This is a genomic window from Pseudomonas grimontii, assembly GCF_007858185.1.
Lineage (GTDB): Bacteria > Pseudomonadota > Gammaproteobacteria > Pseudomonadales > Pseudomonadaceae > Aquipseudomonas > Aquipseudomonas grimontii.
Window position 1 is genome coordinate 106,313 of the sequence record NZ_VFES01000016.1, and the last position, 26,909, is coordinate 133,221.

Sequence of the window (26,909 nt, forward strand, 5' to 3'; positions counted from 1 at the left end):
CCCTTATAGTTGCCCCATTCCCGCTTTATTCGAGACGCCCCATGAGTGAGCCCACGCCGTACATCTTCGACGTCACCAGCGCCAATTTCGACCAGGCCGTGATCCAGAATTCCTTCGAAAAACCCGTGCTCGTGGATTTTTGGGCCGAGTGGTGCGCGCCGTGCAAGGCGTTGATGCCGATGCTGGCGCAGATTGCCGAGAGTTATCAGGGCGAGTTGCTGCTCGCCAAGGTCGATTGCGAGGCCGAACAGGACATCGTCGCGCGGTTTGGCATTCAAAGCCTGCCGACGGTGGTGCTGTTCAAGGATGGCCAGCCGGTGGATGGGTTTGCCGGGGCGCAGCCGGAGTCGGCGGTGCGGGCGATGCTCGAGCCGCATGTGCAGATGCCACCGCCGGCGGCGGCTGACCCGCTGGAGCAGGCCCAGGCGCTGTTTGCCGAAGGGCGCATCAGCGATGCCGAGGCCGTGCTGGTGGCGTTGCTGGGTGAAGACAACACCAACGCCGCCGCGTTGATTCTGTACGCCCGCTGCCTGGCCGAACGCGGTGAATTGGGCGAAGCCCAGGCCGTGCTCGATGCGGTGAAGAGCGATGACCACAAAGCCGCCCTCGCCGGCGCCAAGGCGCAAATCACCTTCCTGCGCCAGGCCGCCGACCTGCCGGACGCAGCCGAGTTGAAAACCCGCCTGGCGCAAAACCCGCAGGACGACGAAGCCGCCTATCAACTGGCGATCCAGCAACTGGCGCGCCAGCAATACGACGCGGCGCTGGAAGGCTTGCTCAAGCTGTTTATCCGCAATCGCAGCTACAGCGAAGGCCTGCCGCACAAGACCTTGCTGCAAGTGTTCGAACTGTTGGGCAATGATCACCCGCTGGTGACCGTGTACCGCCGCAAGTTATTCGCCGCGCTGTACTAATCGCCGATCCAACTGTACAGCGGCGTATCCCCGCCGCTGGCCACTTTCACCTTGGCGCTGTGGCGCAGGCGCACCAACAGGCGCTTGCCCGCCGCCGCATCCCCCGCCAAACCTTCCAGTCGATCAAGCAGCTCCAGGCCGCTGAGCTGCCCGGCGTTGCGCAACAGGTCCTGGGCGCTCTGCCACAGATCATCATTCTGCTTGACCGGCGCTGCGGGCGCGCTTGCCATGGGCGTTGCTTGCAACTGCGCGCCGAGTCGCGCCCAATCGCCGTCATCCAGCTCCAAGGTCAAGTCCACCGGCAGGTCACCGATGGTTCCACGAATTCGCAACATCGTCCTTACTCCTGCATTTTTCTGACGAGCATGCTCCCATGCGGCTTGCGCAACGCCAAGCGGGCGGTCAAACTCTCGGCACTATTGTTATAAGATCACATAACAAAACTTTCATCTCCTGGAGTTCTCCCATGCGCCGTCTGTTGCTTGCTTTGCCGTTTGCCCTGTTGCCACTCGCCATCGCTCACGCCGCCGACGAGCATGACCACGACCACGAACACGGCAGCCTCGGCGCCCACGAACATGGCGTCGGCCGCCTTAACGCGGTACTCGACGGCCAGGCCCTGGAGCTTGAACTGGACAGCCCGGCGATGAACCTGGTGGGCTTCGAACATGTGGCTACCAGCGCTGCCGACAAAGCCAAGGTCGCCGCCGCGCGCAAACAGCTGGAGAACCCGCTGGCCCTGTTCAACCTGCCCAAGGCCGCCGGTTGCGTGATCAGCACCCAGGAACTCAACAGCCCGCTGTTCGGCGACAAACCGGAAGCCGACCACGACGACGATGATCATGACGACGACGCCAAAGACGGCGCCCACGAGCATCATCACGATCACAGTGAAATCCACGCCCACTACCAATTCACCTGCGCCACGCCGACCGCCCTGGGCAACCTGGACCTGACCCAGGTGTTCAAGACCTTCCCCGCCACCCAGAAAATTCAGGTACAACTGATCGGCCCGAGCGGCCAGCAAGGTGTTGACGCGACCGCCACAGCAGCCACCCTGAAGTTCTGAGTGCCCATGACCCACGCATTGATCGAACTGTCTGACCTGGGCTTCAACTGGCCCGGTCACCCACAGTTACTGGACATCCCCGCGTTCCGCCTGGAAGCGGGGGAAACCCTGTTTCTCAAGGGGCCGAGCGGCAGTGGCAAAACCACTTTGCTCGGCCTGCTCGGCGGCGTACAGAAGCCCAGCCGCGGTAGCATCCGCCTGCTCGGCCAGGAGCTGACCGAACTCTCGGCCGGTGCGCGGGACCGCTTTCGCGTTGACCACACCGGTTATATCTTCCAGCAGTTCAACCTGCTGCCGTTCCTGTCGGTGCGCGAGAACGTCGAGCTGCCCTGCCACTTCTCCAAGCTGCGCGCGCAACGGGCGATCCAACGCCACGGCAGCGTCGACCAGGCCGCCGCGACCTTGCTGGCGCACCTGGGTTTGAAGGACAAAGACCTGCTGGAGCGCCGAGCCGACTCGTTGTCCATCGGCCAACAGCAACGGGTGGCCGCCGCCCGTGCGCTGATCGGCCAGCCGGAGTTGGTGATCGCCGACGAGCCCACTTCGGCCCTGGACTACGACGCCCGCGAAGCCTTCATTCGACTGCTGTTCGCCGAGTGCCGCGACGCCGGCGCCAGCCTGTTGTTTGTCAGCCATGACCAGAGCCTGGCGCCGCTGTTCGACCGCAACCTGTCGCTGGCCGAACTCAATCACGCCGCCACGCCCGCAGAGGTTTGAGATGTATCTGTTTCGTCTAGCCATGGCCAGCCTGGCTAACCGCCGCTTTACCGCGATCCTCACCGCCTTCGCCATCGCCTTGTCGGTGTGCCTGCTGCTGGCGGTGGAGCGCGTGCGCGTTGAGGCGCGCAACAGTTTCGCCAGCACCATCAGCGGCACCGACCTGATCGTCGGCGCGCGCTCCGGTTCGGTCAACCTGCTGCTGTACTCGGTGTTCCGCATCGGCAACGCCACCAACAACATTCGTTGGGACAGCTACGAGCACTTCGCCGCCAGCCCCCAGGTGAAATGGGCGATCCCGATTTCCCTCGGCGACTCCCATCGCGGTTACCGGGTGATGGGCACCAACGAATCGTACTTCGAGCACTACCAGTACGGGCGCAAGCAAAACCTGGAACTGGCCAGCGGCCGTGCCTTCGCCACCGACCCGTTCGAAGTGGTGCTCGGCGCCGAAGTCGCCGATGCACTGCATTACAAGCTCGGCGACAAGCTGGTGCTGGCCCACGGCGTGGCGGTGGTCAGCCTGGTCAAGCACGATGACAAGCCGTTCACCGTGGTCGGTATTCTCAAGCGCACCGGCACGCCGGTGGACCGTACGCTGCATATCAGCCTTGGCGGTATGGAGGCGATCCATATCGACTGGCACAACGGCGTACCGGCGCAGGGCAAAGGCCGCATCAGTGCCGACCAGGCGCGCAATATGGACCTCACCCCGCAAGCCATCACGGCCTTTATGCTCGGCCTGAACAACAAGATTTCCACCTTCGCCCTGCAGCGGGAGATCAACGAATTCCGTGGTGAGCCGATGCTGGCGATCCTGCCTGGCGTGGCGCTGCAAGAGCTATGGAGCATGATGGGCACCGCTGAAAAAGCCCTGTTCGTGATCTCACTGTTCGTGGTGCTGACCGGCTTGATCGGCATGCTCACGGCGATCCTCACCAGCCTCAACGAACGCCGCCGCGAAATGGCGATCCTGCGCTCGGTGGGCGCGCGGCCGTGGCATATTGCGACGCTGCTGATCTTCGAAGCCTTCGCCCTGGCCCTGTCCGGCGTGATCGCAGGCGTGGGCTTGCTGTACGTGTGCATCGCCGCGTCACGCGGGTATTTACAGGCCAATTACGGCCTTGACCTGCCGATGTCGTGGCCCAGCGAATATGAATGGACCTTGCTCGCCGGTATCCTGGCCGCAGCGCTATTGATGGGCAGCGTGCCCGCCTGGCGCGCCTACCGACAATCCCTGGCCGATGGCCTGTCCATCAGGCTGTGAACAGCAGCTGTAAGTTTCAAGCTACAAGCCTCAAGCGAATCGGCTTTTACTTGAAGCTTGCAACTTGCAGCTACCCACTGAGGAGTCTTCATGCGTCGCGCTCTGTTTGCGTTATTGCTGCTGGTGGCTGTGCCCGCCTGGGCGGAGGATCAGCCCAAGGACTTGTCCTGGCAGGAGATGATCCCGCCGGACGCGCCGCCGGAAATCCCCAACATGAAACCGCTGCATAACCTGTCGAACATGGCCGATGCCTTGTCCGTCGAAGCGGCGCCAGCGGCCAAGCAGGACCTGCCCAATGCGCCGGTGGTGCAGAGCCTGGACGGCCAGCATATTCGCCTTCCCGGCTATATCGTGCCGCTGGAAGTCAGTGAAGAAGGCCGCACCACCGAGTTTTTGCTGGTGCCATATTTCGGCGCGTGCATCCATGTGCCGCCGCCGCCCTCGAACCAGATCGTGCATGTGAAAAGCGAAGTCGGCGTGAAGCTCGATGAGCTCTACCAGCCGTACTGGATCGAGGGCGCGATGCAGGTCAAACCGTCCACCAGTGAACTGGCCGACGCCGGTTACCAGATGGATGCCGAGAAAATTTACATCTACGAACTGCCGGAATAACGCTGATCGCCCTTTCATTGAGCTGAGTCAAAAGACCGGACGGAACGATCTTTACCATTGGACGTACAACTTCTAAACGTCCTCTGGAGCTCCTATGAACAAGTCCCTGCTCGGCGCATCGCTCTTCGCGCTCGCCCTCGCCGCCCCTGCCGTCCACGCTCACGAAGCGGGCGACATTCTGATTCGTGCCGGTGCAATCACCGTGAACCCGAAGGCAGACAGCAGCACCGTCAAGGTTGACCAAGGCCCATTGGACGGTAGAAACCTGGGCGGCAAGGCGACCATGAGCAGTGACACTCAGTTGGGCTTGAACTTCGCCTACATGCTCACCAACCACGTCGGTATCGAACTGCTGGCGGCCACGCCGTTCGAGCACGACGTGAAGATCAAGGGCACCGCCCTCGGCGCCGCCAACGGCAAGCTGGGTACCCTGAAACACCTGCCGCCGACCCTGAGCGTCGTGTACTACCCACTGGACAACAAATCCCCGTTCCAACCCTACGTAGGCGCCGGTATCAACTACACCTGGATCTACGACGAACACGTCGGCAGCCGCGCCTCCGAAGCCGGTTTCAGCAACTTCAAGGCCGAGAACTCCTGGGGCTGGGCTGCGCAGATCGGCGCGGACTACATGATCAACGACAAGTGGATGATCAACGCCCAGGCGCGCTACATCGACATCAGCACCAAGGCTACCGTCGAATACAGCGGTGCGCCTGGCACCCGTGCCAAGGTCAATGTGGACGTGGACCCAATGGTTTACATGGTGGGCATCGGCTACAAGTTCTAAGCAACACGGCATAACCCATGTGGGAGGGGGCTTGCTCCCGATAGCAGAGTGTCAGTCAACAGATTCATTGACTGATCCACCGCTATCGGGAGCAAGCCCCCTCCCACATTTACTTTGTGTTGTGTCAGCCGTGGCGGTAGAACCGGTCGAGCAACGCCGGTAGCCCCGCCCGCCACGCCCGAGGCTTGATGCCGAAGGTGTGCAGGATTTTCTTGCAGGCCAGCACCGCATGCTGCGGTTCGTCTGCCGCATCCGGCCGGGCCGCGTGGGCCTGGGCGGTAGGGGCTTCGATGGCCAGCGGGTGGAAATTGCGCGCCTCAGTGAGGATCGCCTGGCCCAGCGCCAACGGTGTGGTCGCCTCATGCCCGGCGTAGTGGTAAGTGCCCCACAGCGGCGCTGCGCAATCGAGTTGCTTAAGCACCGAGATAATCACCCGCGCGGCATCGTCCACCGGCGTCGGGTTACCGCGACGGTCGTCCGCCATCAGCAACTCATCCGGCTTCTCGGCCCGCGCCAGAAAGCGCCCGAGGGTGCCGTCGACACTGTCATCCAGCAGCCAGCCAAAACGCAACAGCACATGTTGCGGGCAGGTCGCGCGTACGCTCTGTTCGATACGCCACAACGCCTGGCCACGCAGGCCCAGGGGCACCGGCTCGTCCTTTTCGCTGTAGGCGGTGGCGCGGGAGCCATCGAACACGCGGTAGCTGGACGGTTGCAGCAGGGTGATGTTGTGGTGCTGACACAGTTCGGCCAAGCGTTCGATGGCGAACTCCTGGGCGGCCAGGCGGGTTTCGCTGACGGCTTCGGCCTGGAACCAGTCGAAATAGTAGGCGAGGTTGATCAACGCATCGGGACGGGTGTCGTCGAGCAATTGGGTGAGGCTCGCGGCATCCCAGCCGTCTTGGGGCGGTTTGGGTGCGAGAAAACCAATGTCTTCCTCTGCACCGAGGCGAATCAGCGCCTGCCCGAGGGCATTCCCGCCGCCCAGTAACATAAGGCGCATTCGCATAGATTGAGCAGGCCCGGTCTGTTTGGAACGATGGTTATTGTCGGCAGGCTGGTGAGCCCTGCCATAGGTTTATTCCAGAATCGTTGCATTTTGCGGGTTTGTAGCGCAACCGTCACGGATAAAGTGCGGGGTTGCAACTTGTTGGAGTGGGCCGCATAACTTAGGCATGAACCTTCCTGAATCAACCGACACGGTATTGAACGGCTTCCACCCCGCCGTCAGCACCTGGTTCCGCCGCACCTTCCCTTCGGTGACCAGCGCCCAGGCCCAGGCGTGGCCGCTGATCCGCCAGCGCCGTTCGACGCTGATCGCGGCGCCCACCGGCTCCGGCAAGACGCTGACGGCGTTCCTCGCGGTGCTCGATGACCTGGTTCACCAGGGCCTGGCCAACGGCGGGCAACTGCCGGACGAGACGCTGGTGGTGTACGTGTCGCCGCTCAAGGCGCTGTCCAACGACATCCAGATCAACCTGCAAACCCCACTGGCCGGGATCACCGAGCATTTGCAACGCCTGGGCCTGCCGCCGCTGGTGATTCGCACGGCCGTACGCACCGGCGACACCCCGCCAAAAGACCGCGCACTGATGCGCAAGCGCCCGCCGCATATCCTGGTGACCACGCCGGAATCGCTCTACGTGCTGCTGGGCTCGGACTCCGGCCGGCAAATGCTGGCCAGCACGCGCACGGTCATCGTCGATGAAATCCACGCCATCGCCGCCAGCAAACGCGGCAGCCACCTGGCCTTGAGCCTGGAGCGCCTGCAAGGCTTGTGTGCCGAGCCGCTGACCCGCATCGGTTTGTCGGCCACGCAAAAACCTATCGAAGCCGTGTCGCGCTTTCTGGTGGGCACCGACCGTACGTGCGACATCGTCGACATCGGCCATGCCCGCGCCCGCGACCTGGATATCGAAGTGCCGCCGGTGCCGCTGTCGGCGGTGATGGCCAACGATGTCTGGGAGCTGGTCTACGACCGCCTCGCGGTACTGGCCCGCGAACACCGCACCACGCTGGTCTTCGTCAACACCCGGCGCCTGGCCGAACGCCTGGCCCGGCACTTGAGCGAGCGCCTGGGCAAGAGCGCCGTCGCCGCCCACCACGGCAGCCTGGCCAAGGAGATGCGCCTGGACGCCGAGCAACGGCTCAAGGCGGGCGAGTTGCAAGTGCTGATCGCTACCGCATCCCTGGAGCTGGGGATCGACATCGGCGATGTCGACCTGGTGTGCCAGATCGGTTCGCCGGGCTCCATCAACGGTTTTCTGCAACGGGTGGGCCGCTCCGGACACCAGGTCGGCGGCACGCCCAAGGGGCGCCTGTTCGCCACGACCCGCGACGACCTGATCGAATGCGCCGCCCTGCTCGACTGTGTGCGCCGGGGCGAGTTGGACACCTTGCAGATCCCCGTGGCGCCGCTGGACGTGCTGGCCCAGCAGATCATCGCCGAGGTCAGCGCCCAGGAGTGGCCGGAACAGGCCCTGCTCGACCTGATCCACCGCGCCGCGCCCTACGCCACCCTGGATGAACGCCACTACCAGGCGCTGCTGCAAATGCTCGCCGACGGCTACAACGGCCGCCAGGGCATCCGCAGCGCGTACCTGCACCGCGATGCCCTGACCCGCACCCTGCGCGGTCGCCGAGGCGCCAAGCTGACCGCCGTGACCAGCGGCGGCACCATCCCTGACAACGCCGACTACAGCGTGTTGCTCGAACCCCAAAGCCTGAACATCGGCAGCGTCAACGAAGACTTCGCGGTGGAAAGTATCGCCGGGGACATCTTCCAGCTCGGTAATACCTCCTACAGGATCTTGCGGGTCGAAGCCGGCAAAGTGCGGGTCGAAGACGCCCACGGCCAGCCGCCGACCATTCCGTTCTGGCTCGGCGAAGCGCCGGGGCGCAGCAATGAGTTATCCGCCGCCGTCGCGCGTTTGCAGGGGCAACTCGACACCCTGCTCAGCGCCAGCCCCGGCGACCTGCAACCGGCGCAAGACTGGCTCACCGGCACCCTCGGCCTGAACCGCGCCAGCGCCGAACAGATCCTCGATTACCTGGCCCGCGCGCGCCTGGCCCTCGGCGCGTTGCCGTCCCAGGACACGTTGATCATGGAGCGGTTTTTCGACGAGTCCGGCGGCACCCAACTGATCATCCACACGCCGTTCGGCAGCCGCGTCAACCGGGCCTGGGGCCTGGCCTTGCGTAAGCGCTTTTGCCGCACCTTCAATTTCGAATTGCAGGCGGCAGCCAGTGAAAATGCGATCGTGCTGTCGCTGTCCACCAGCCACAGTTTTGAGCTGGATGAGGTGTGGCGTTACCTCAACAGCAACAGTGCCGAACACCTGCTGATCCAGGCGGTGCTGGATGCACCGCTGTTCGGTGTGCGCTGGCGCTGGAACGCCGGCGTGGCCCTGGCGCTGCCGCGCTTTACCGCTGGGCGCAAAGTGGCGCCGCAGATTCAGCGCATGAAGAGCGAAGACTTGATTGCCAGCGTGTTCCCCGACCAGATCGCCTGCCTGGAAAACCTCGCCGGCGAACGCGAAGTGCCCGAACACCCGCTGGTGGAACAAACCCTCGACGACTGCCTGCACGAAGCCATGGACAGCGACGCCTGGCTTGCGTTGCTGCGGCGCATGGAGCGCGGCGAAGTGCGGTTGATCAGCCGCGACCTGCCGGCGCCCTCGCCCATGGCTGCCGAAATCCTCAGCGCGCGCCCCTATACCTTTCTCGACGATGCACCGCTGGAAGAGCGCCGCACCCAGGCCGTGCTCAACCGCCGTTGGAGCGACCCGCAGAGCACCGACGACCTCGGCGCACTGGATGCGGACGCCATCGCCGGCGTGCGCGAAGAAGCCTGGCCGGCGCCCCATGGCGTGGATGAAATGCACGAAGCGCTGATGAGCCTGGCATGCATCGCCAGCCACGAAGTCACGGCGCAATGGGCCGAGTGGCTGAACGCCTTGACCAAGGCTGGCCGCGCCTTTCAATTGCCCACCGGCCTGTGGGTGGCGGTGGAACGCCTGGGGTGTTTGCAGACGATCTACCCCAACAACTTGCCGTTACTGCCCGGATTCGATGAGCCCTGGACCTTTGACGACGCACTCGTCGAGGTGCTGCGCGCGCGCCTCGGTGGCTTCGGCCCGCAGCGCCTGAGCGAGATCGCCGCGCCGCTGGGCTTGCCGCTGGCCGACGTCAGCCAGGCGCTGGCCCGCCTGGAGCAGGAAGGCTACGTGCTGCGCGGTCGCTTCAGCCCCGGCGCACTCGAGGAACAATGGTGCGAACGGCATTTGCTCGCGCGTATTCATCGCTACACGGTCAAGCGCCTGCGCCGGGAAATCGAACCCGTGGCGCTGCAGGATTTCATGCGATTCCTGTTCGATTGGCAACACCTGTCCGACAGTACACGCGGCCAGGGCAGCGCCATGTTGCCGCAGATTGTCGGCCAGTTCGAAGGCTATGCCGCCGCCACGTCGGCCTGGGACAGTGACCTGCTCAGTGCCCGGATCAAGGACTACTCCTCCTTCTGGCTGGATGAACTATGCCGCAGCGGCAAGCTGGTATGGACGCGCTTGAGCAACAAGCCGGGCGCCATCGCCCTGCGCAGTACACCGGTGGTGCTGTTGCCACGCAGCCAGGTGGCGCTGTGGAGCGGGCTGACCGAACCCACCGACAGCACGACACTGTCGCCCAAGGCGCAGAAGGTCCACCTGGCCTTGCGCGAACACGGCGCGCTGTTTTTCGATGAACTGGTGCACGAGGCTCATCTGCTGCGCAGCGAACTCGAAACCGCCTTGCAGGAACTGGTCGGCGCCGGCCTGGTGAATGCCGACAGCTTTGCCGGGCTGCGCGCATTGACCACGCCGGCCAGCAAACGCCAGGCACACAGCAGTCGGCGCGGGCGCGGGGCGTTTGTCGGCGGCATGGACGATGCCGGGCGCTGGGCGTTGATTCGCCGCCCATCGACCGCTGCCGGCCCGCACTCGGCCGAGACCCTGGAACATGTGGCGATGACCTTGCTGCGCCGTTATGGCGTGGTGTTCTGGCGCTTGCTGGAGCGCGAGGCGGATTGGTTGCCGAGTTGGCGCGAATTGCTACGCACATTCCATCGGCTGGAGGCCCGGGGGGAGATTCGCGGCGGGCGGTTTGTCAGCGGGTTGGCGGGGGAACAGTTCGCCTTGCCGGAGGCGATCCCGCTGCTGCGCGAAGTTCGGCGCCGGCCCCATGACGGGAGTTTGATCGCCGTGTGTGGGGCTGACCCGCTGAACCTGGTGGGCACACTGTTGCCGGGCAGCAAGGTGCCAGCGGTGAGTGGGAATCGGATTGTGTATCGGGATGGGTTGCCGGCGGCGGTGATGATCGCCGACAAACAACAGATACTGCTGGATGTGGATCAGCAGTCAATACGGGACAAGCTGATCCGGCACCGCGCAAATCCGTAGATACCGTCTTATCCAGCACCGCGCAAAACCCCGTAGCAGCTGCCGAGCGCCAGCGAGGCTGCGTCGGCCGCGACTCGCTTCTGAATCGGCAGCGCGCCTGACGCAGCCTCGCTGGCGCTCGGCAGCTGCTACGGGGTGGAGGATTATTGAGTACGCGGCTGCTCCGTCAACACCACCGACGCCGGCACCTCTTCATCCGGTTCATCCATCTGGGTAGTGCGCTTGGGCAACAGAACCTGCTGTGGATAAGTTTGCGCGAAGTGCACCTCGTCACAGTTATCCACAAGTTTTTTCAAACGCTGGTTAAACGCACGGCTGACCGCATATTGCCCGCCGGACACCGTACGGAACTGCGCCGTGAGCACCACGCCATTGAGGTCCATCTTGTCGACGCCAAACACCTCCAGCGGCCCTTGCAGGTTGTACTTGAGGAACACATCGTCGCGAATCGACTGCCCGGCCTCACGGATCAGCTCCACGGCCTTGTCCACATCGGTGTCGTAGGTGAACTGCACCGAGAAGAACGCATAGGCAAATTGCCGCGACTGGTTGGTGACCGCCTTGATTTGCCCGAACGGCACCGAATGCACAAAGCCCTTACCGTCGCGCAGGCGCAGGGTGCGGATGGTCAGGCCTTCGACGGTGCCGGCGTGGCCGGAGTCGAGCACCACCCAGTCACCGATGGACAGCGTGTCTTCGATGATGATGAACAAGCCGGTGATCACATCCTGCACCAATTGCTGGGAACCGAAACCAATCGCCAGGCCGACCACACCGGCACCCGCCAGCAGCGGCGCGACGTTGATGCCCAGGTTGGCCATGGTGGTGATTGCGCAGATCACCACCAGGATGATTTTGATCGCATTGCGCAGCAGCGGCAGGATGGTTTTCACCCGGGTGCTGGGCTGGCGGCTCGAGCGTTTGCTCACCGGCGGTTTCAGCGCTTCCTGGATCGCCGTGTCGAGTACCACCCAGAACAACCAGGTCATCAGCAGGATCAGGCCGATGCTGCTGAGGGAGTCGCTGATCGCACGGCCCACCGAGTTGCGCTGGGCAAATTCGAACAGCGAAACGCCCCAGATCCGCCCGAGGATTTCGATAAAGGCGATGGCCATGACGATGCGCAATATCGCGTGCAACAGGCTGAGGAAGCGCTCCTTGTAGGCACTGCTGCGCTGGATCGCCACTTGGCTGCGGGACTTGAACAGGTGTTGCAGCACCGTGCTCAGGAATACCGTGCCGATCAACAGAATCGTGGTGAACAGCGCGCAGCGCAGGGCTTTCTGGTTGTCGTCGCCGGCGCCGATCAGGTTGATCGCCGAGACCAGCACCATCAACAGAATCGGCCAATACCACAGCCCGGAAAACACCCGCAGCGATTGCTGTAGCGCCGGATGTTTAAGGCGCTGGGCCAGTGGTCGATTGCGGATCAGGTGAGCCACCGGCCGCCGCAGGCGCACCACCAGCACACCGAAGATCACCGCCGCAAACAAACCGGTAAACACCGCGATACTGCTGGTGATATTACCGCCGAGCTGACGCGCGATTTGCGGACTGGTGAGGGCGTCGCTGAGGGCCGCGAGGAAGCCGATCAGGAACAGCGGTTTGGGGCAGTAGTCGCGAATGATCTGCACCGCCGGCCGCTTGTGGCCGACATTGAACATGACGATGACGCACAGCAGCATGGAGGTGGAAAAGATGCCGCTGCTGGTGGCGTAGGCAAAACACAGCGCCAGCGCACGGCCTATCGAGGTGGGTAAAAAGTGGCTGATGTAGAGCGTCAACGGCAGGCAGATGAGCGCCGGGATCGTGTAGGGCACCACATAGCCGAGCACGCCTTGCAGGCGCCCACGCGTTTGGACGAACGGGCGGCGGCTCAGGCGCCGCACGATAAACCGCCCCAGCAGCGTCAACCCCACGAAGGCGCCGACCCACACCCCGGACAGCAGCAGGAAGTCGCCGGCCACGCTCCACGGCGAGCGCTGCGATGTCTGGTCAACCAACCGGCCGACCTCATCCGCCGCACGGTCCGCGCGCAGGCGCCAGGCATCAACGAGGTTCTGATTAAGGTCGAGCTTGCTCTGCACATCATCGATGCTGGAACTGATGGCACCGAGCAGACCGCCCTCCACCAGCAACTCCGGCTTGGCCGGCGCTTCGGCTTCCGGCGCGGTGGCCGCCGCGTGCAGCGCGCCGCTGCCGCACAACAGCAGCGCGCCGAGCAGTAATGCAGTCTTTAGATTCAGCAAAACACCGGGCTCCTTCAGAGGGGGTCTGTAAGGAACTGACGGGTTTTAGCTGGGATCGTTCACTTCAGGTCGACATTCAGGCTCGGTGCGCCAAACGCTACTAATTGCGCATTAGAACCCGCAAAGTAGCCTTTCCAGAAGTCTTCCAGCGCTTGAATGGTCTTGCCAGAGCGATAAGCCTGTTTAACGTCCTTAGTCACCAGCGCCGCACCGGCCACGTAGACGCGCGCACCTTGCAGATCAGCAAACAGATCCTTTTCACTCACCCGTTTAAGCTCGCCCTCAGGCTGCAGGTCACGAATCCGGTTGTTGGCGTAGAAGCTGCCGAAGTCACTGTTTTCCAGCATGTCGGAAATCAACAACACCACACGTTCCTGAGCTGGCTGTTGGCCCAAGTCCTTACCGATCTCGCGCAGCGAATGGAAGATTTCACTGCGTGCAATATCCTCGGACGCCTCGCGTAACGTGGTGACAAACACCTTGCCCAAGGTCTTGTTGAAAAAGCTGCGCTGCTCGGCAAGGCAGGTGTCCAGAGTACGCAGCGATTGCATGCCGACGCGGTCGCGCGCGCTGTCGTCAACGCCTCGGTTGAGCTCACCGGCAAAGCGCAGTTGCATGAATTGCCCCGGCAAAAACGCCGAAAAGCTGTACAACCGAACCTTGTCGCCCGGCTGGACGAAGCGCTGGACCTGCGCCCAGGTCGCCCTCTGAATGCTCTCGGGCATCGGGATGGTCTGATCAATGATCACCGTCAACTCCCGCCCAGCCGCAGCCGGGCGAAACTCACCGACCTTCGCATAGCCGTAGCAGTCCGGAATGTCATTGCGCTCGCCTGCCACCGCCATCAAGGGCGCCAGCAACAGGGCACAGAAAAAGCGCGGGATTGTCATTCAGGCACCTGTGGCATCGAAGTCTTTGAGCAGTTGCTGTTCAGCGCGCAACGCCAGCACGTCTTCCAGCGCATGGCCCTTGGCACGGCTGATCGTTGCCAATTGTTCTTCGCTGTAGACGGTCAGGTCCTTGCTGCGCAGGGCGTCGATACCCACCGACGGCGCCACAGGCTCCGGGTGGGCCGCCTGGAGTGGAGCGGGTGGCTGAATTGGAGCAGCGACCGGCGCCGCAACTTCAGTGACAACCGGCGCCACCGGCATAACCACAGGTTTCTCGGGGGGCCGCCGGCAATGCCTGCTTGCGTGCGACGAATGTCTCGAAACTGCGATTGTGGGCACTGGTCAGCGCCGCCTGCTGCTGAGCATTGGTGGTGGTGCGCCCGGCCAGCTTGAGCTGCAACTTACTCAATTTGTGATCGGCATGGGAGGCGATTTCCACACGCTGGCTCTGCATCCAGTTTTCCAAGGCCTGGCCGCTGGAAAACTTATGGGTATGCTCCCAGGCCGTCTTGGACTCAACCCCCGCAAAGCCGAAGATCGATGCCAGCCAGATGCTGGTGATCTGAATCGCGATGTAGATCACCGACAGCACGATGAAGGTAATCAGCGAGGCTTTGCGAATCGCATCCATCTTGTCGGTCAGGGTTTGCTTGTCCGCTTGATCGTTGAGCGCAGCCGAATCGGCCGGCAATTCAAACGGGCTGGCCGAATCGTAGTTCTGCTGGGCAAAGGCATGCGGGCTGCCGACCATCTCGGTCTCGATGCTTTTGAGTTGCATGGTGCGGATACCGAACGCCGCCACCGCAATAATTGCGATCCAGATCCCGGTGGTCACCATCCAGCCATGACTTGGCGTCACCGTGTGATTGGTATTGATACGCGCCAGGATGCGGTTGTAATCCTTGCCGTCTTTATCGCTGTCGGTGTCCTTGATACCGATGCCCGGCAATTCCTTAAGCTGGTTGGGGCGATCGCTGTCGGAGTCGTTTTCCCACCAGTGGCGCGCCTTGCTGATCAGGGCGTTCTTGTGAGCAGCACGGCCGGTTACTTCAGCCAGAATCGCCGAGGCCACGGCCAGCAGGAAGGCGAACAACCAGCCCATCCAACTTTGATCGTTAGCCGACAGATTCTGGTTGATGAACGGCACCAGCACGTAGGCAAAACCCACGGCTTCGAACATGATCAGCATGAAGATCAGGGCAAACACCCAAAACGGCCGCTCACGGCGTCCGCGCTCACCGATGGTGCGCAGGTAGGATTCACTCTTGTTGAAAAAATCGACGTTTTTCGCGCCAATTTTTTCATAGCGCGAATAGTAGGCGTCACACAGCTCGCTTTCGGATTTAGGCCAACCGTAGGCGTCGAGCATCAGGCTCTGCTTGGACAAACGCGCCACCTTTCCGATCAAGGGCACGCCGTGCCACACGCGCATGATGAAATAACCCACCTTGTCCCAATACGCTTGAATCAGGATGGCCGCCAGCAGGGTGGAAATCACCAAACCGGTAATTAACTTGTTTGCCCAAAGCAGGGCCGTCAGCGCATTGAAGCTGAACTCTTCCATGGTGTATGTCCTTGAGTCTTACGCGCGAATCGGCACGAACCGGGTGGTGAAAGCTTCATGGCTGCGGGGGTAGAACAACGCACCATCAGTGGCTTCTGAGTTTTTCTTGCTGAACACCACGTCGATACACGACACCGGTGCCTTGGGGTCTTGGGTGAACACCCGGTACAGCACCAGGTCCTCACCTTCATAGGTGTTGGCCACGGCTTTGCTCTTGATCGACTTGCGGTTGCCTTGATCGTAGCCCTTGACCACTTCGATGAACGGTTGGCGATCAACGCTCGCGCCGTCGCGCAGGATCGAAACGGGTGACAACGTCACCAAGTGACCATTGACCAGATTGGCCCACACACGGTTGTTGTAACCCGGCAGGTAATCGGTTGTGCCTTGGGTATCCAGCGCTTGACCGCTGGCAAGGTTGAACACCTTGCCGCTTTCACGCGGCCGGTCCGCCTCACAACTGCTGGATGGCAGGTCGCTGGCGTGAGCACTGGCCACTAGGGCAAAACCGGCCTTTTTCGGAGCGATGGCCTGGCCCAGTGTCCAGCGGGTGTCGCTGGCAGGGCCTCCACCGAAATCCACCAAGGCGGTACCCACATCGGCGGGTTTGCTCTCGCCGGTGGGTTTCGCGACAACGGTGGGTTTGCTTTTTGCGGGTTTGGCAGCGGTTCGCGCAGGCTCGGTCGAGGTGCCGTGCGCCAGGTACTTGGTGTTGTTTTGTTCGGCGTTGACCCGTTTGACCAGCATATTGCGGTCGGTGACCTCAACGATTTCAACCCGACGGTTCTTGCCCCGCTGCTGGCTGTCGCTGTTGTCGGCGATGGGCCGGGAAGCACCCGCCCCCTGGAAAAACATGCGCTGCGCAGAGATGCCTTGTTCGGCAAGGATCGACGCCACGGCACGGGCACGCTGCTCGGACAGCCGTTGATTGGTGGCGGCGCTGCCGGTGGCGTCGGTATGACCTACGACGAGGATGGCAGCCTGGGTATTCTGGCCCTGCTTAGGCGCAAAGGCAGCAGCCAGCTTGCGAACCTGACGCTGACCATTGGCACTCAGTTGCGCACTGCCGGTGGCGAACATGCCTTCATCCTGCACCTGAGCGACGATACCCGCGTCGGTCGACGCTGGCGCACCAGTGTTGCCGGTGACCACGTCCTGGGTCTGCAGGGTTTGTACCTGAATATTCAGATTCTCTTCCCGGGCAACCCGCTCCAGCTCCTGCAAGCGGTTCTGCCACAAGTTACCCGCTACGCAACCGGCGGCCGCACCCACGCCGCCACCGACGATGGCTTTTTTTGCATCGCCTGTAATCGCATACGTCAAGCCGGCACCGAGCAATGCGCCACCCGCGCAGCCAATGGCCGTGCCGTAGTTTTTGCCCGCATCGTTGAGCGTCGCACATCCGCTAAGCGCAACGGCTCCGGCAAGCAGGCTGATTTTTCGGGTAAAGGAGGCATTCACTTGATGGGTTCCGGCTTTCATGAAAAGAGCCGCCGACCCACTGTCAACGCCAGAAAAGCGTCAACTGCGTCATCCATGAACAGGCCCTGCACAATCGTTGAATGGGGTAGATACGCAGGATTTGATCACGTCACTGATGGCAATTCAACACCATTTGTAACTCTTTATCTCCACACCGGACCGTCTGTAGGACGCTCGAAACTTTCTCCCGCCACCGGCAGTCATCCATGAATGAAGCCTTGCCCCACTCTTCACAGGAATAAACATGGCTGCGATCCCCGACTGGGTGCCCATCACCCCCAGCGTCGCCATCACTCGCTTCACGGTGCTGACGGTCAATATCCACAAGGGCTTCACCGCCTTGAACCGACGCTTCATCCTGCCCGAGCTGCGCGAAGCGGTGCGCAGTGTGGGCGCTGATATGGTGTTCCTGCAGGAAATCCACGGCACCCACGAGCGCCATCCCCAGCGCTACAGCGACTGGCCGAACATGCCGCAGTACGAGTTCCTCGCCGACAGCATCTGGCCGCAGTTCGCTTACGGGCGCAATGCGGTCTACCCCCATGGCGACCACGGCAATGCGTTGCTGTCGAAATTCCAGATTGTGAGTTACGACAACCTCGACATCTCCCAAAGCGGGCATGAAAACCGCGGCCTTCTGCACTGTGTGCTGCGCCTGCCGGGCACCGGACAGGAGGTGCATGCGATCTGCATCCACCTGGGCTTGCGCGAGGTGCATCGCCAGCAGCAATTGCGCTTGTTGGAGCAGCGTATCCGCGAGATCCCGGCCGATGCGCCGCTGGTGGTGGCCGGCGATTTCAATGACTGGCGCCAGCGCGCCGACCTCAGCCAAAGCGGCCTGCAGGAAGTCTTCGTGCACACCCACGGCAAACCCGCACGCACCTTCCCGGCCCGCCTGCCGCTGCTGCCGCTGGACCGCATTTATGTGCGCAACTTGAAGATTCATAACCCGCGGGTGCTGACCGCCCGCCCCTGGTCCCATCTGTCAGACCATGTGCCGCTGTGCGTGGAGATCGAACTATGAACATTGCGGTCGAGCACATTGCCACCGATCAACCGCCGGATGAAGCCAAGGCCCGCGACCTCGATTACGGTTGGCAGCCGGACAATCAGCTCGAGTTGCTGGAGAACGGCGAGGCGTACTTTCCCAAAGTGTTCGAGGCCTTGCGGGGGGCGCAGCGGGAGATCCTGCTGGAGACTTTTATCCTCTTCGAAGACAAGGTCGGCCATAAGCTGCAACGCATCTTGATCGAGGCGGCGCAGCGTGGGGTCAAGGTGGTGGTCAGCCTGGATGGTTTCGGCTGCGGCGAATTGAGCCCCGCTTTTCTCGGCGAATTGGCAGCGGCCGGGGTAGCCGTGCAGATATTTGACCCGGCGTCCAAGACCCTGGGTATCCGGACCAACTGGTTTCGCCGCCTGCACCGCAAGATCGTGGTGGTGGATGCCGCCGTGGCGTTTATCGGCGGGATCAACTTTTCTGCCGATCACCTGGGGGACTTTGGCCCCGAAGCCAAGCAGGATTACGCGGTGCAGGTGATTGGCCCGGCGGTGGCCGACCTGCATCATTTCGCCCTCGCACAAAGCGGCCGCCAGGTGCGCACGCGACGTGGGTGGCGGCGCCGCCAGCAACGGCCTTCGGCATGGTCGACCGATAAAGGCGACGGCTTGGTACGCCTGATTTACCGCGACAATCTGCAACACCGCGACGACATTGAAGAGGCGTATATCCATGCCTTGAGCAAAGCCCAACAACGCGCGGTGATTGCCAACGCCTACTTCTTCCCCGGTTACCGCCTGCTGCGCGAGATTCGCAACGCCGCACGCCGGGGGGTGCACGTGCAATTGATCATGCAGGGCCAGCCCGACGTCCTGTTGGCCAAGCTGGCCGCGCGCATGCTCTACGACTACCTGCTCAAGGATGGCGTGGTGATTCATGAGTATTGCCAGCGCCCGTTGCACGGCAAGGTCGCGCTGGTGGATGACGAGTGGAGCACGGTGGGTTCGAGCAACCTCGACCCGCTGAGCCTGTCGCTGAATCTGGAAGCCAACGTACTGATTCGTGACCGCGCCTTCAATCAGCAGCTGTATGAACGTCTGGAAATACTCGCCAAGGAGCATTGCCAGACCATGCCGGAAAACCGCAAGCCACGCCTGTGGCTATGGCGATTGACCGTCGGGTTCCTGGTGTTCCATGTGATGCGCCACTTTCCCGCGCTGACGGGCTGGTTGCCAGCGCACAAGCCACGCTTGAAACCCTTCGAGAGTCAGGCCCATGACGTCTGAAAACAACGGATCACGCTTCAAGCGCTGGAAAAAACCACTGACCATCGCCTTCTTCCTCGCGCTGATCGTGCTGTTCACCCTGCTGGCTCGGCGCATTGATTGGAGCGAAGTGGTTCAAACCCTGGGCGACTTCAAGCTGCGCACCTTGTTTATCGCCAGCACGCTGACCTTGTGCAGCTTTCTCGTCTACGCCAGCTTCGATCTGATCGGTCGCACCTACATCCGCCAGCCGCTGGGCTGGAAGCAGATCCTGCCAGTCGGGATCATCAGCTATGCGTTCAATCTCAATCTCAGCGCCTGGGTAGGTGGGATCGCCATGCGTTACCGACTGTATTCGCGGCTGGGGGTGAGCACCGGCAATATCGCCAAGATCCTCGGCCTGAGCCTGGCCACCAACTGGTTTGGCTATATGGCCTTGGCCGGGGTGGTGTTCAGCAGCGGGTTGGTGACGATGCCACCGGGTTGGAAGCTAAGCAGCGGCGCACTGCAAGGGGTCGGCGTGTTGCTGATACTGGCCAGCCTCGGTTACCTGGCGGCGTGCCAGTTTTCGAAAAAGCGCGCCTGGTCGATTCGCGGGATCGAGATCAACCTGCCGTCCCTGCGCATGGCGTGCTTGCAGCTGGCGTTGGGCGCGTTGAACTGGTCGCTGATGGCAGCGGTGATTTTCACGCTGCTGCCCGCCAAGTTGGACTATCCGCTGGTACTCGGCGTATTGCTGATCAGCGCGATTGCCGGGGTAGTCACCCATATCCCGGCCGGACTGGGCGTACTCGAGGCGGTGTTTATTGCGCTGCTGCAGCACGAGGCATCACGGGGCAGCTTGCTGGCGGGACTGATTGCCTACCGGGCGATCTACTTTATTTGCCCGCTGTTGATCGCGCTGGTGATGTACCTGGGTGTCGAAGCCAAGGCCAAGGCGTTGCGGGTGAAGAAGACACCCGCTTGATCGCGTTATTGGGACTGGATGATGCTTAACCGCTCACCCACCACCATCTCGGTGATCCAGTCCACCAGGATCGAGGTGTAGGCCTGCTGGGACACCGGGTCGCTAAGGGAATGGTCGGCACCGTCGATGATGCGGTGCGTCAGTGAATGGGTCTGCTGGCACGCCGCGCGGTAACTCATGATGGTCGCGTGGGGCACATGGTCATCCGTCTCCGACTCGACGATCAGCACATCACCGGTAAATTGTGCGCAGGCATGCAGGGCGCGGTTGGTTTCGGCATGCACCAGCGTGCTGCGGTAATCCATCAAGTCACCCTTATCCAGGTCACGCTTGGGCTTGAGCCATTCCTGGTCGCGGTACAGCGCCGGCACACGCAGCGCCAGCCAGCGCACCGGGCGCAATGAAGTGAGAATCGCCGCCAGGTAACCGCCGTAGCTGGTACCCACCACCGCCACCGCCGAGGTGTCGATGGCCGGGTGCGCGAGCAGACGGTCGTAGGCCGCCAGCAGATCGCGCAGGTTGTCTTCACGGGTGACGCGGGACAACGGGATACCCGTGCCCGCGTGACCACGCAGATCGAAAGTCAGGCACACGCACCCCAGGCCGGCGATACCTTTGGCTCGCTCCAAGTCACGCTCCTGACTACCGCCCCAGCCGTGCACAAACAACACACCCGGTACTTTGGATTTGGGGCTCAGGAACGTGCCGCTCATCTGTTCGTCGTCGATATCGATCGCAATGCTTTCGCTTCTAGCCGTCATAAGATTTAACCGTCACGTACTTGAGAAGAAAGTCGCTGTTTTCGGCCGGGCCCCGGTACACCTCGATGGCATCCGCCGGCAGCGCCTGGTCCACGTAGGTTTCCACCGAAGACACATGAATGGCCTTGAGGCCTGGGTGGTTGATAAAACTTTGCAGCGCCGCGACTTCCGCGCTGCTGGCGCCGCCCATGCGCCAGGACTGTTCGAGTACGCCACTGCGGCGCTGGCCTTCACTGTCCAGGCCCTGGGCGATGTCGTAGTTGCGTCGGGAAGCGTAGAAACCAGGGTAAGCCTCATCGGCGGCCGCGTCGAAGACCTGGGCCTGTTCGATGGCTTGGCGCACACCGTCGGGCAGGTCGAGCGTGAGCAAGTCCTCGTAGCCGCCCGGCACCACCAGCAGGTTGGAGCCGCCATAAACCTCTTCACCCTGCCCGTCCTTCGTCAGGTATTGCTCGCCGCAGTAACTGAACACGTGATCACCGATAAAACTCTGGCCCACACTATGGGTGACCACATCGTGCAGGTCTTGTTCCAGCACCACGCCCTCGCTGAACATCTGCGCCGCTTCGGGGCGCGCCAGCACGGCCTCGAATGCATCAAGGCTGTGGATAACTTCCTGGCCGCGTCCGGCGCAGGCGTGCACGGGTTTCAGCCGAATCGGCCCGCTGTAAAGCAGGCGTTCGGCGGCAGGTCGTGCATCCTCCAAGGCAAATACGCTAAGACCCGCCAGAACCACATCGCGTACACGCTCGCAGAATAACGGCGACCAGCCTTCGGGGGCTTTCGCTTCGGGGCTTAGCAGCCCATGGCTGATGGCTTTGGTGCAGATGAAGTCGTGATCGACGTAACCGCCCCACAGGTCTTCCGGGCCTTTGACCTGAAGCGCGCGGGCCTGGGCTGGCCCCACCAGGGTTTGTGTGGGTAGCAGGTAGAGTTCACGACCGGTGTGTTTTTGTGGGTCGTAACTGCCGCCGAATTTGAGCCCCAGGATCTGCGCCAGCCAGCGGGCCAAGGCGCGGTTGGTTTCGACTTCATGCTGGGGCGCGCCCTCTCGCGTGGAGTGAGCGACGATCCATTTTTTGCGTTGAATCGGGGTCATGCGTCCCCCTTGGCCATCCCGCCATGTGTGTGCGGGAAAGGCTGCAGGTATCACGCCAAGGTTGTGTCCAAGAGAATGCGTTTAAAATCAAGTCGTTGATAAAAAGGCGATGGCAGTTGGCCTGCCTGATTCTGCACGACGCCGCCTTGAACGCACGGCGTTCTGCACGATTCACACGCCAAAACGGCTGCGGTAGTCACTGGGGGCCAACCCGGTGATTTTTTTGAAAATGGCGCGAAAAGCGCTGGGGTCCTGATAGCCCACGGTCCAGGCAATATGGTCGATGGTGCCGTTGGTGAACTCCAGCATCTGCCGCGCCTTGCCCACGCGCAGGTGTTGGCAGTATTCGGTGGGTTTCAAGCCGGTAGCATTGCGAAAGCGTCGCAGGAAGGTGCGCTCCTCGAGCCCCGCCTCTTGCGCCATGCTGGCGACGGACACGTCCACCGCGCCGCTGGCTTGCAACCCATGCTGGACCTTGAGGATGGCCGCGTCGCCATGGCTGAGGATCGGCGCGAAGTTACTGCCGCATTGACTGGCGCTGTCGCTGTGTTCGATCACCAGGAAACGCGCGGTGTCAGCGGCGATGCTCGGCCCCATCAGGCGGTCGACCAGGCGCAGGCCCAACTCGGACCAGGCCATCAGCCCGGCGGTCGTGATCAGGTCGCCGTCATCGACGATGGGTTTATCCGCCTCCAGCCGCACGGCCGGGTAACGCGCGGCAAAGGACTTGGCGGAAGACCAATGGGTGGTGGCGCTGCGACCATCCAGCAACCCACTGCGCGCCAGCATGATCGAGCCGATGCACACGCCGCCGAGTACGGTGCCCGCCGCGTGTTGCTGGCGAATCCACTCCAGTAACGCGGGGGGCGCCTGTTCTTCGGTGAATTCGCCAATCGACGGAGGCACCAGCACGGCCATCATCGGTTGGTCAGGGCCGGGGTCGCTGGCGAATCCCCTTGTCGGCTTGCCACTGGCGTCGACCTGCCAATGGCTGACCCGCAACACCGGCAGCTGCGCAGACTGATGCTCGGCGGCGATCCGGTTGGCGACCCCGAACAGGTCGGTCAAGCCGTGCACCGCTGCCAACTGCGCCCCCTGGTAGATCAACACGCCCAGCTCAACAACCGCCATTGTCAGTTTTCCCCCTGTTATTGTCGGTGCAGCCAATCCCGCGCCCCGGCGCCAGCTAACATACTGGCCCCATCAACCCATCACGAGGCAATACCCATGGCCAAGCAAGCGCTCATCCTAATCGATATCCAGAACGACTACTTCCCTCAAGGCAAGTGGCCGCTCGATGGCGTGGAAGCTGCGGCGGACAAGGCTGCGCAGGTGCTCCAGGCCTTTCGCCAGAACGGGGATGCGGTGATTCATGTGCGCCATGAATTCACTTCCGAGGATGCACCGTTTTTCACCCCGAACTCTGAGGGAGCCTATTTGCACCCCAAGGTGCTGAACGAGGGCAGCGAGCCGGTGGTGCTTAAACATTTCGTGAATTCGTTCCGCGAAACCCATCTACGCGCCCTGCTGGAACAGCGCAGCATCACCGAACTGGTGGTGGTCGGCAGCATGAGCCATATGTGCGTCGATGCTGTGGTGCGGGCGGCAGCGGACCTGGGCTACAAGGTCACGGTGATTCATGACGCGTGCGCCACCCGCGATCTGGAATTCAACGGGCAGGTGATTCCAGCGGCGCAGGTGCATGGCGCGTATATGGCGTCGTTGGCGTTTGGTTACGCGGGCGTAGTGTCGGCGGATGAGTATTTGAAGGCGCAAGCAGCAGCGGCGTAAGCGCTGCTTGCTTGCGTGCCATTAGCGGGTCGCGATGATAAACAGGCGCGGGAATGGCAGTAATACGGTGCCATCGCCTAGAGCTGGGTAAGCTTGGGCAATCCGCGTCTGGTATTCCTGTAGGAAGTCGGTCTTTTCGCTATCGGTCAGCGGCGCTAGAAAGGGTCGCAAACCCGACCCCTTAAACCACTCAACCACGGCCGCATGGTCCGCCAATGGGTGCTGGTAAGTGGTGCGCCATACATCGACGGTGCTGCAGTGTTTGCTCAGCAGTTCGTAGTAGTAACTCGCCGTGTGGCGTTCATTGTGCTTGACCGCGCCAATCCTGGCAGCCCACAGGCCCTCGGCCGCGACTTCACGCGCAAGCCGGTGTGCGGGCTCATCGAGGTTGTCCGGGGTTTGCACTGCCAGTGTGCCGCCGGGCGTCAGCTGGTTGACCAGATGAGGGTAAAGCGTGGCGTGATTGGGCAGCCATTGCAGCGAAGCGTTGGCGAGGATCACGTCGAATTTTTGCGCGGGACTCCAGGCGCCGATATCGGCCAGTTCAAAGCTCAACTCCGGCAGGCGTTTGCGCGCGTCGATCAACATATCGTCGGAGCTGTCCATGCCGATGACGTGTGCCTGAGGGAAACGCTCGGCCAGCACTTCAGTGGAATTGCCAGGGCCACAACCCAGGTCGACGGCGGTGTTCACCTCATTATTTGGAATGGCTGCAACCAGGTCACGGACCGGACGGGTGCGCTGTTGCTCGAACATCGTGTACTGCTTGGCTGACCAGGTCATCGCGGCTCTCCTTGTTCTTTTGAAGTGGGTTACAGCCTAAATCGTGTGCCCCATGAGGACAAATGCCAGGACCGGCGATCTTCGATCCCGTCATTTAATCCGTTGCAGAAAACTCATGTACGGTTCCCCATTCATGATGGAGTCTTCGCGCATCTGGCCGTCAGGCCTGGGCTCAAGAATGATAGGGGGTGAATAATTTGTGCCTGGGTGCAGTTTCATTCATCACGAAATTGCAAAAAAAGCCCCGAGAGCAAGGCTCACGGGGCTTTTCAGGGAAGCTGTGCGGATTGCTCCGAGCGGTATCCTAGAACGGAATATCGTCATCAAAGCTGTCGAAATCCGGAGCCGGCTGCGGAGCGGCCTGTTGCGGTGCTGGACGCGACTCACGCTGTGGCTGCTGGCTTGGCTGTGGACGCGACTGCTGCGGGCGCGGAGCCGAGTTGGACATGCCACCCTGGCCTTGTTGGTCGCCCTGTGGACGGCCGCCCAGCAGTTGCATGGTGCCTTGCATGTCGACCACGATTTCAGTGGTGTAACGCTTGATGCCGTCTTTTTCCCACTCGCGGGTTTGCAGCTTGCCTTCGATGTAGACCTGCGAACCTTTGCGCAGGTACTCACCAGCGATCTCTGCCACCTTGCCGAACATCGACACACGGTGCCATTCGGTTTTCTCGACCTTCTGGCCGGTCTGCTTGTCGGTCCACTGTTCGCTGGTCGCCAGACTCAGGTTGGTCACGGCGTTACCGTTAGGCAAGTAGCGAACTTCGGGATCCTGGCCGCATGTACCGACCAATATGACTTTGTTAACCCCACGGGCCATAACGTTCTCCTATGCTGGGCGCGCTGTCGGCACTGGGTTGACCAGTTGCTCGAGCGTCGCGCGATCCAATAATTCGGTGTCCAATTTGATGTAAATGGCCGCCTCTTCAGCGACCACGACGGCATCTGTTACCCCTACGACGGCCTTCAGGCGCTCTACCAGACCGTTTTCACGGATCGCCTCAGGCGATAGCGGCAAACGCAGGCTTGTGACGTAGGGAGGTTCGCGCATGGTAACAGCAAAGGCCAACCAAAGTGCAGCCAGCCCGGCGCATCCGAGGAACACAACCGACAAACCGCCATGCTGGAACATCCAGCCGCCCATGATGCCGCCCAACGCCGAGCCAAGGAACTGGCTGGTGGAATACACCCCCATCGCCGTGCCCTTGCCACCCGCCGGTGAAACTTTACTGATCAGCGAAGGCAATGAAGCCTCCAGCAGGTTGAACGCGGTGAAGAACACCACCGTGCCGATAACCAGCGCCCGTAGGCTGTCGCCGAACTGCCAGAAGAATAGTTCAGTGAGCATCAATGTCGCGACGGCGCCCAGTAAAACTCGTTTCATTTTGCGTTTCTTCTCGCCATAGATGATGAACGGGATCATGGCAAAGAAAGAGATCAGCAAGGCTGTCAGGTAGACCCACCAGTGCTGTTCCTTGGGCAGCCCGGCTTTCTGCACCAGGGCCAGGGGCAAGGCGACGAAGCTGCACATCAGCATTGCGTGTAATACGAAGATACCTAAGTCCAGGCGCAACAGGTCCGGGTGCTTGAGCGTCGGCAATAGCGCCTTGCGTGCGACGCCCGACTCACGGTGCTGCAACGTGCCGGTTGAGCGCGGCACCATGAAGGCCACGATCACGATCCCGAACAACGCCATGCCGCCGGTGGCAAGGAACAAGCCGTGCAAGCCAAAGGCGCGCGTCAGCAACGGGCCGACAACCATGGCCACGGCGAACGACAGGCCGATGGTCATGCCGATCATGGCCATGGCCTTGGTGCGGTGTTGCTCGCGGGTGAGGTCGGACAGCAGCGCCATGACGGCAGCGGAAATCGCCCCGGCACCTTGCAGGATGCGCCCGGCGATCACGCCCCAGATCGAATCGGATTGCGCCGCGAGCACGCTGCCTAGGGCGAAGACGATCAGCCCGAGGTAAATCACAGGACGCCGGCCAATGCGGTCGGAAATGATTCCGAACGGGATCTGAAAAATCGCCTGGGTCAGGCCATAGGCGCCAATCGCCAGGCCGATCAGTGCGGGGGTCGCGCCTGCCAGATCCATTCCATAGGTCGCCAGTACCGGCAACACCATGAACATGCCAAGCATACGGAACGCGAACACCAGGGCCAGACCGCTTGCTGCTCGGGTCTCGCCACTACTCATGCGTTCGCTGTGGGGATCGTGCATGGAAAAACCTCGTGTGAACCGGCGGCGATTCTA

General features: G+C 62.0%; 24 protein-coding genes. 11 read left to right on the plus strand and 13 right to left on the minus strand.

Annotated features, from left to right (window positions below; translation table 11 throughout):
* The first annotated feature begins 41 nt into the window (after positions 1-41).
* The gene (gene trxA / locus FIV39_RS23365; RefSeq protein ID WP_090401865.1) at positions 42-914 is read left to right on the plus strand and encodes a thioredoxin; all 873 of its coding nucleotides are present in this window, start codon (positions 42-44) and stop codon (positions 912-914) included.
* On the opposite strand, the gene FIV39_RS23370 is transcribed toward trxA, so the two are convergent.
* Positions 911-1,249, minus strand: a complete 339-nt coding sequence (locus tag FIV39_RS23370) for a hypothetical protein (RefSeq protein ID WP_090401864.1) — start codon at positions 1,247-1,249, stop codon at positions 911-913. The two genes, trxA and FIV39_RS23370, sit on opposite strands and share 4 nt — an antisense overlap.
* A gap of 131 nt (positions 1,250-1,380) precedes the next feature.
* Here FIV39_RS23370 and FIV39_RS23375 point away from each other — a divergent pair, with 131 nt between their 5' ends.
* From FIV39_RS23375 to FIV39_RS23395, 5 genes are all read left to right on the plus strand, one after another.
* Entirely contained in the window at positions 1,381-1,983 is a 603-nt protein-coding gene (locus FIV39_RS23375) for a DUF2796 domain-containing protein (protein ID WP_090401863.1), read from the plus strand.
* Between the two features lie 6 nt (positions 1,984-1,989).
* Entirely contained in the window at positions 1,990-2,700 is a 711-nt protein-coding gene (locus FIV39_RS23380) for an ABC transporter ATP-binding protein (protein ID WP_090401862.1), read from the plus strand.
* Position 2,701: 1 nt separating this feature from the next.
* A complete protein-coding gene (locus FIV39_RS23385; RefSeq protein ID WP_027605183.1) occupies positions 2,702-3,967 on the plus strand; it encodes an ABC transporter permease in 1,266 nt (421 codons plus the stop codon).
* A gap of 90 nt (positions 3,968-4,057) precedes the next feature.
* Positions 4,058-4,579, plus strand: a complete 522-nt coding sequence (locus tag FIV39_RS23390) for a DUF3299 domain-containing protein (protein WP_090401861.1) — start codon at positions 4,058-4,060, stop codon at positions 4,577-4,579.
* Between the two features lie 94 nt (positions 4,580-4,673).
* Positions 4,674-5,369 carry an OmpW/AlkL family protein gene (locus FIV39_RS23395; RefSeq protein WP_090401860.1) on the plus strand — a complete coding sequence of 232 codons (696 nt, stop codon included), beginning with the start codon at positions 4,674-4,676 and terminating at the stop codon, positions 5,367-5,369.
* 124 nt (positions 5,370-5,493) lie between these two features.
* On the opposite strand, the gene FIV39_RS23400 is transcribed toward FIV39_RS23395, so the two are convergent.
* Positions 5,494-6,378, minus strand: coding sequence for a sugar nucleotide-binding protein (locus FIV39_RS23400; RefSeq protein ID WP_090401859.1), 885 nt, complete (start codon positions 6,376-6,378; stop codon positions 5,494-5,496).
* Between the two features lie 166 nt (positions 6,379-6,544).
* Here FIV39_RS23400 and FIV39_RS23405 point away from each other — a divergent pair, with 166 nt between their 5' ends.
* A complete protein-coding gene (locus FIV39_RS23405) occupies positions 6,545-10,804 on the plus strand; it encodes a DEAD/DEAH box helicase (protein ID WP_090401858.1) in 4,260 nt (1,419 codons plus the stop codon).
* Between the two features lie 143 nt (positions 10,805-10,947).
* Here the strand turns inward: FIV39_RS23405 and FIV39_RS23410 are convergent, their stop codons facing one another.
* From FIV39_RS23410 to FIV39_RS23430, 5 genes are read right to left on the minus strand one after another with little or no spacing between them, the layout of a single operon-like run.
* On the minus strand, positions 10,948-13,053 hold the full coding sequence (locus FIV39_RS23410; protein ID WP_090401857.1) for a mechanosensitive ion channel family protein: 2,106 nt from the start codon (positions 13,051-13,053) through the stop codon (positions 10,948-10,950).
* Between the two features lie 59 nt (positions 13,054-13,112).
* Positions 13,113-13,943 carry a hypothetical protein gene (locus tag FIV39_RS23415; RefSeq protein ID WP_090401856.1) on the minus strand — a complete coding sequence of 277 codons (831 nt, stop codon included), beginning with the start codon at positions 13,941-13,943 and terminating at the stop codon, positions 13,113-13,115.
* The gene (locus tag FIV39_RS23420) at positions 13,944-14,198 is read right to left on the minus strand and encodes a hypothetical protein (protein WP_186731551.1); all 255 of its coding nucleotides are present in this window, start codon (positions 14,196-14,198) and stop codon (positions 13,944-13,946) included. It lies immediately after the preceding gene.
* The gene (locus FIV39_RS23425) at positions 14,179-15,507 is read right to left on the minus strand and encodes a hypothetical protein (RefSeq protein WP_146371618.1); all 1,329 of its coding nucleotides are present in this window, start codon (positions 15,505-15,507) and stop codon (positions 14,179-14,181) included. Before FIV39_RS23425 ends, FIV39_RS23420 begins: the two co-directional genes overlap by 20 nt.
* A gap of 18 nt (positions 15,508-15,525) precedes the next feature.
* Positions 15,526-16,989: an OmpA family protein gene (locus tag FIV39_RS23430; RefSeq protein ID WP_090401854.1), complete on the minus strand. Its 1,464-nt coding sequence runs from the start codon at positions 16,987-16,989 to the stop codon at positions 15,526-15,528.
* Positions 16,990-17,233: 244 nt separating this feature from the next.
* On the opposite strand from FIV39_RS23430, the gene FIV39_RS23435 reads away from it, so the two are divergent.
* The 3 genes from FIV39_RS23435 to FIV39_RS23445 are packed head-to-tail and all read left to right on the plus strand — an operon-like array spanning position 17,234 to position 20,218.
* Entirely contained in the window at positions 17,234-18,013 is a 780-nt protein-coding gene (locus tag FIV39_RS23435; protein WP_090401853.1) for an endonuclease/exonuclease/phosphatase family protein, read from the plus strand.
* Positions 18,010-19,272, plus strand: coding sequence for a cardiolipin synthase ClsB (gene clsB, locus FIV39_RS23440; protein WP_090401852.1), 1,263 nt, complete (start codon positions 18,010-18,012; stop codon positions 19,270-19,272). The genes FIV39_RS23435 and clsB overlap by 4 nt, the downstream gene beginning before the upstream one ends.
* Positions 19,262-20,218, plus strand: a complete 957-nt coding sequence (locus FIV39_RS23445) for a lysylphosphatidylglycerol synthase domain-containing protein (RefSeq protein WP_090401851.1) — start codon at positions 19,262-19,264, stop codon at positions 20,216-20,218. Before clsB ends, FIV39_RS23445 begins: the two co-directional genes overlap by 11 nt.
* A gap of 5 nt (positions 20,219-20,223) precedes the next feature.
* Here FIV39_RS23445 and FIV39_RS23450 read toward each other — a convergent pair whose 3' ends face one another.
* The 3 genes from FIV39_RS23450 to FIV39_RS23460 form a co-directional block, all read right to left on the minus strand.
* Complete coding sequence (locus FIV39_RS23450) at positions 20,224-20,979, minus strand: alpha/beta hydrolase family protein (protein ID WP_090401850.1); 756 nt, start codon at positions 20,977-20,979, stop codon at positions 20,224-20,226.
* Positions 20,969-22,078, minus strand: coding sequence for a DUF3182 family protein (locus tag FIV39_RS23455; RefSeq protein ID WP_090401849.1), 1,110 nt, complete (start codon positions 22,076-22,078; stop codon positions 20,969-20,971). The genes FIV39_RS23450 and FIV39_RS23455 overlap by 11 nt, the downstream gene beginning before the upstream one ends.
* A 171-nt stretch (positions 22,079-22,249) precedes the next feature.
* Positions 22,250-23,209: a GlxA family transcriptional regulator gene (locus FIV39_RS23460; protein ID WP_090401848.1), complete on the minus strand. Its 960-nt coding sequence runs from the start codon at positions 23,207-23,209 to the stop codon at positions 22,250-22,252.
* Positions 23,210-23,305: 96 nt separating this feature from the next.
* Here FIV39_RS23460 and FIV39_RS23465 point away from each other — a divergent pair, with 96 nt between their 5' ends.
* Positions 23,306-23,869, plus strand: a complete 564-nt coding sequence (locus FIV39_RS23465; RefSeq protein ID WP_090401847.1) for a cysteine hydrolase family protein — start codon at positions 23,306-23,308, stop codon at positions 23,867-23,869.
* Positions 23,870-23,890: 21 nt separating this feature from the next.
* Here FIV39_RS23465 and tam read toward each other — a convergent pair whose 3' ends face one another.
* The 3 genes from tam to FIV39_RS23480 form a co-directional block, all read right to left on the minus strand.
* Positions 23,891-24,652, minus strand: coding sequence for a trans-aconitate 2-methyltransferase (tam, locus tag FIV39_RS23470; protein WP_090401846.1), 762 nt, complete (start codon positions 24,650-24,652; stop codon positions 23,891-23,893).
* 304 nt (positions 24,653-24,956) lie between these two features.
* Positions 24,957-25,472: a single-stranded DNA-binding protein gene (locus tag FIV39_RS23475; RefSeq protein ID WP_003232445.1), complete on the minus strand. Its 516-nt coding sequence runs from the start codon at positions 25,470-25,472 to the stop codon at positions 24,957-24,959.
* A gap of 9 nt (positions 25,473-25,481) precedes the next feature.
* A complete protein-coding gene (locus FIV39_RS23480) occupies positions 25,482-26,876 on the minus strand; it encodes an MFS transporter (RefSeq protein WP_090401845.1) in 1,395 nt (464 codons plus the stop codon).
* Positions 26,877-26,909 lie beyond the last annotated feature (33 nt).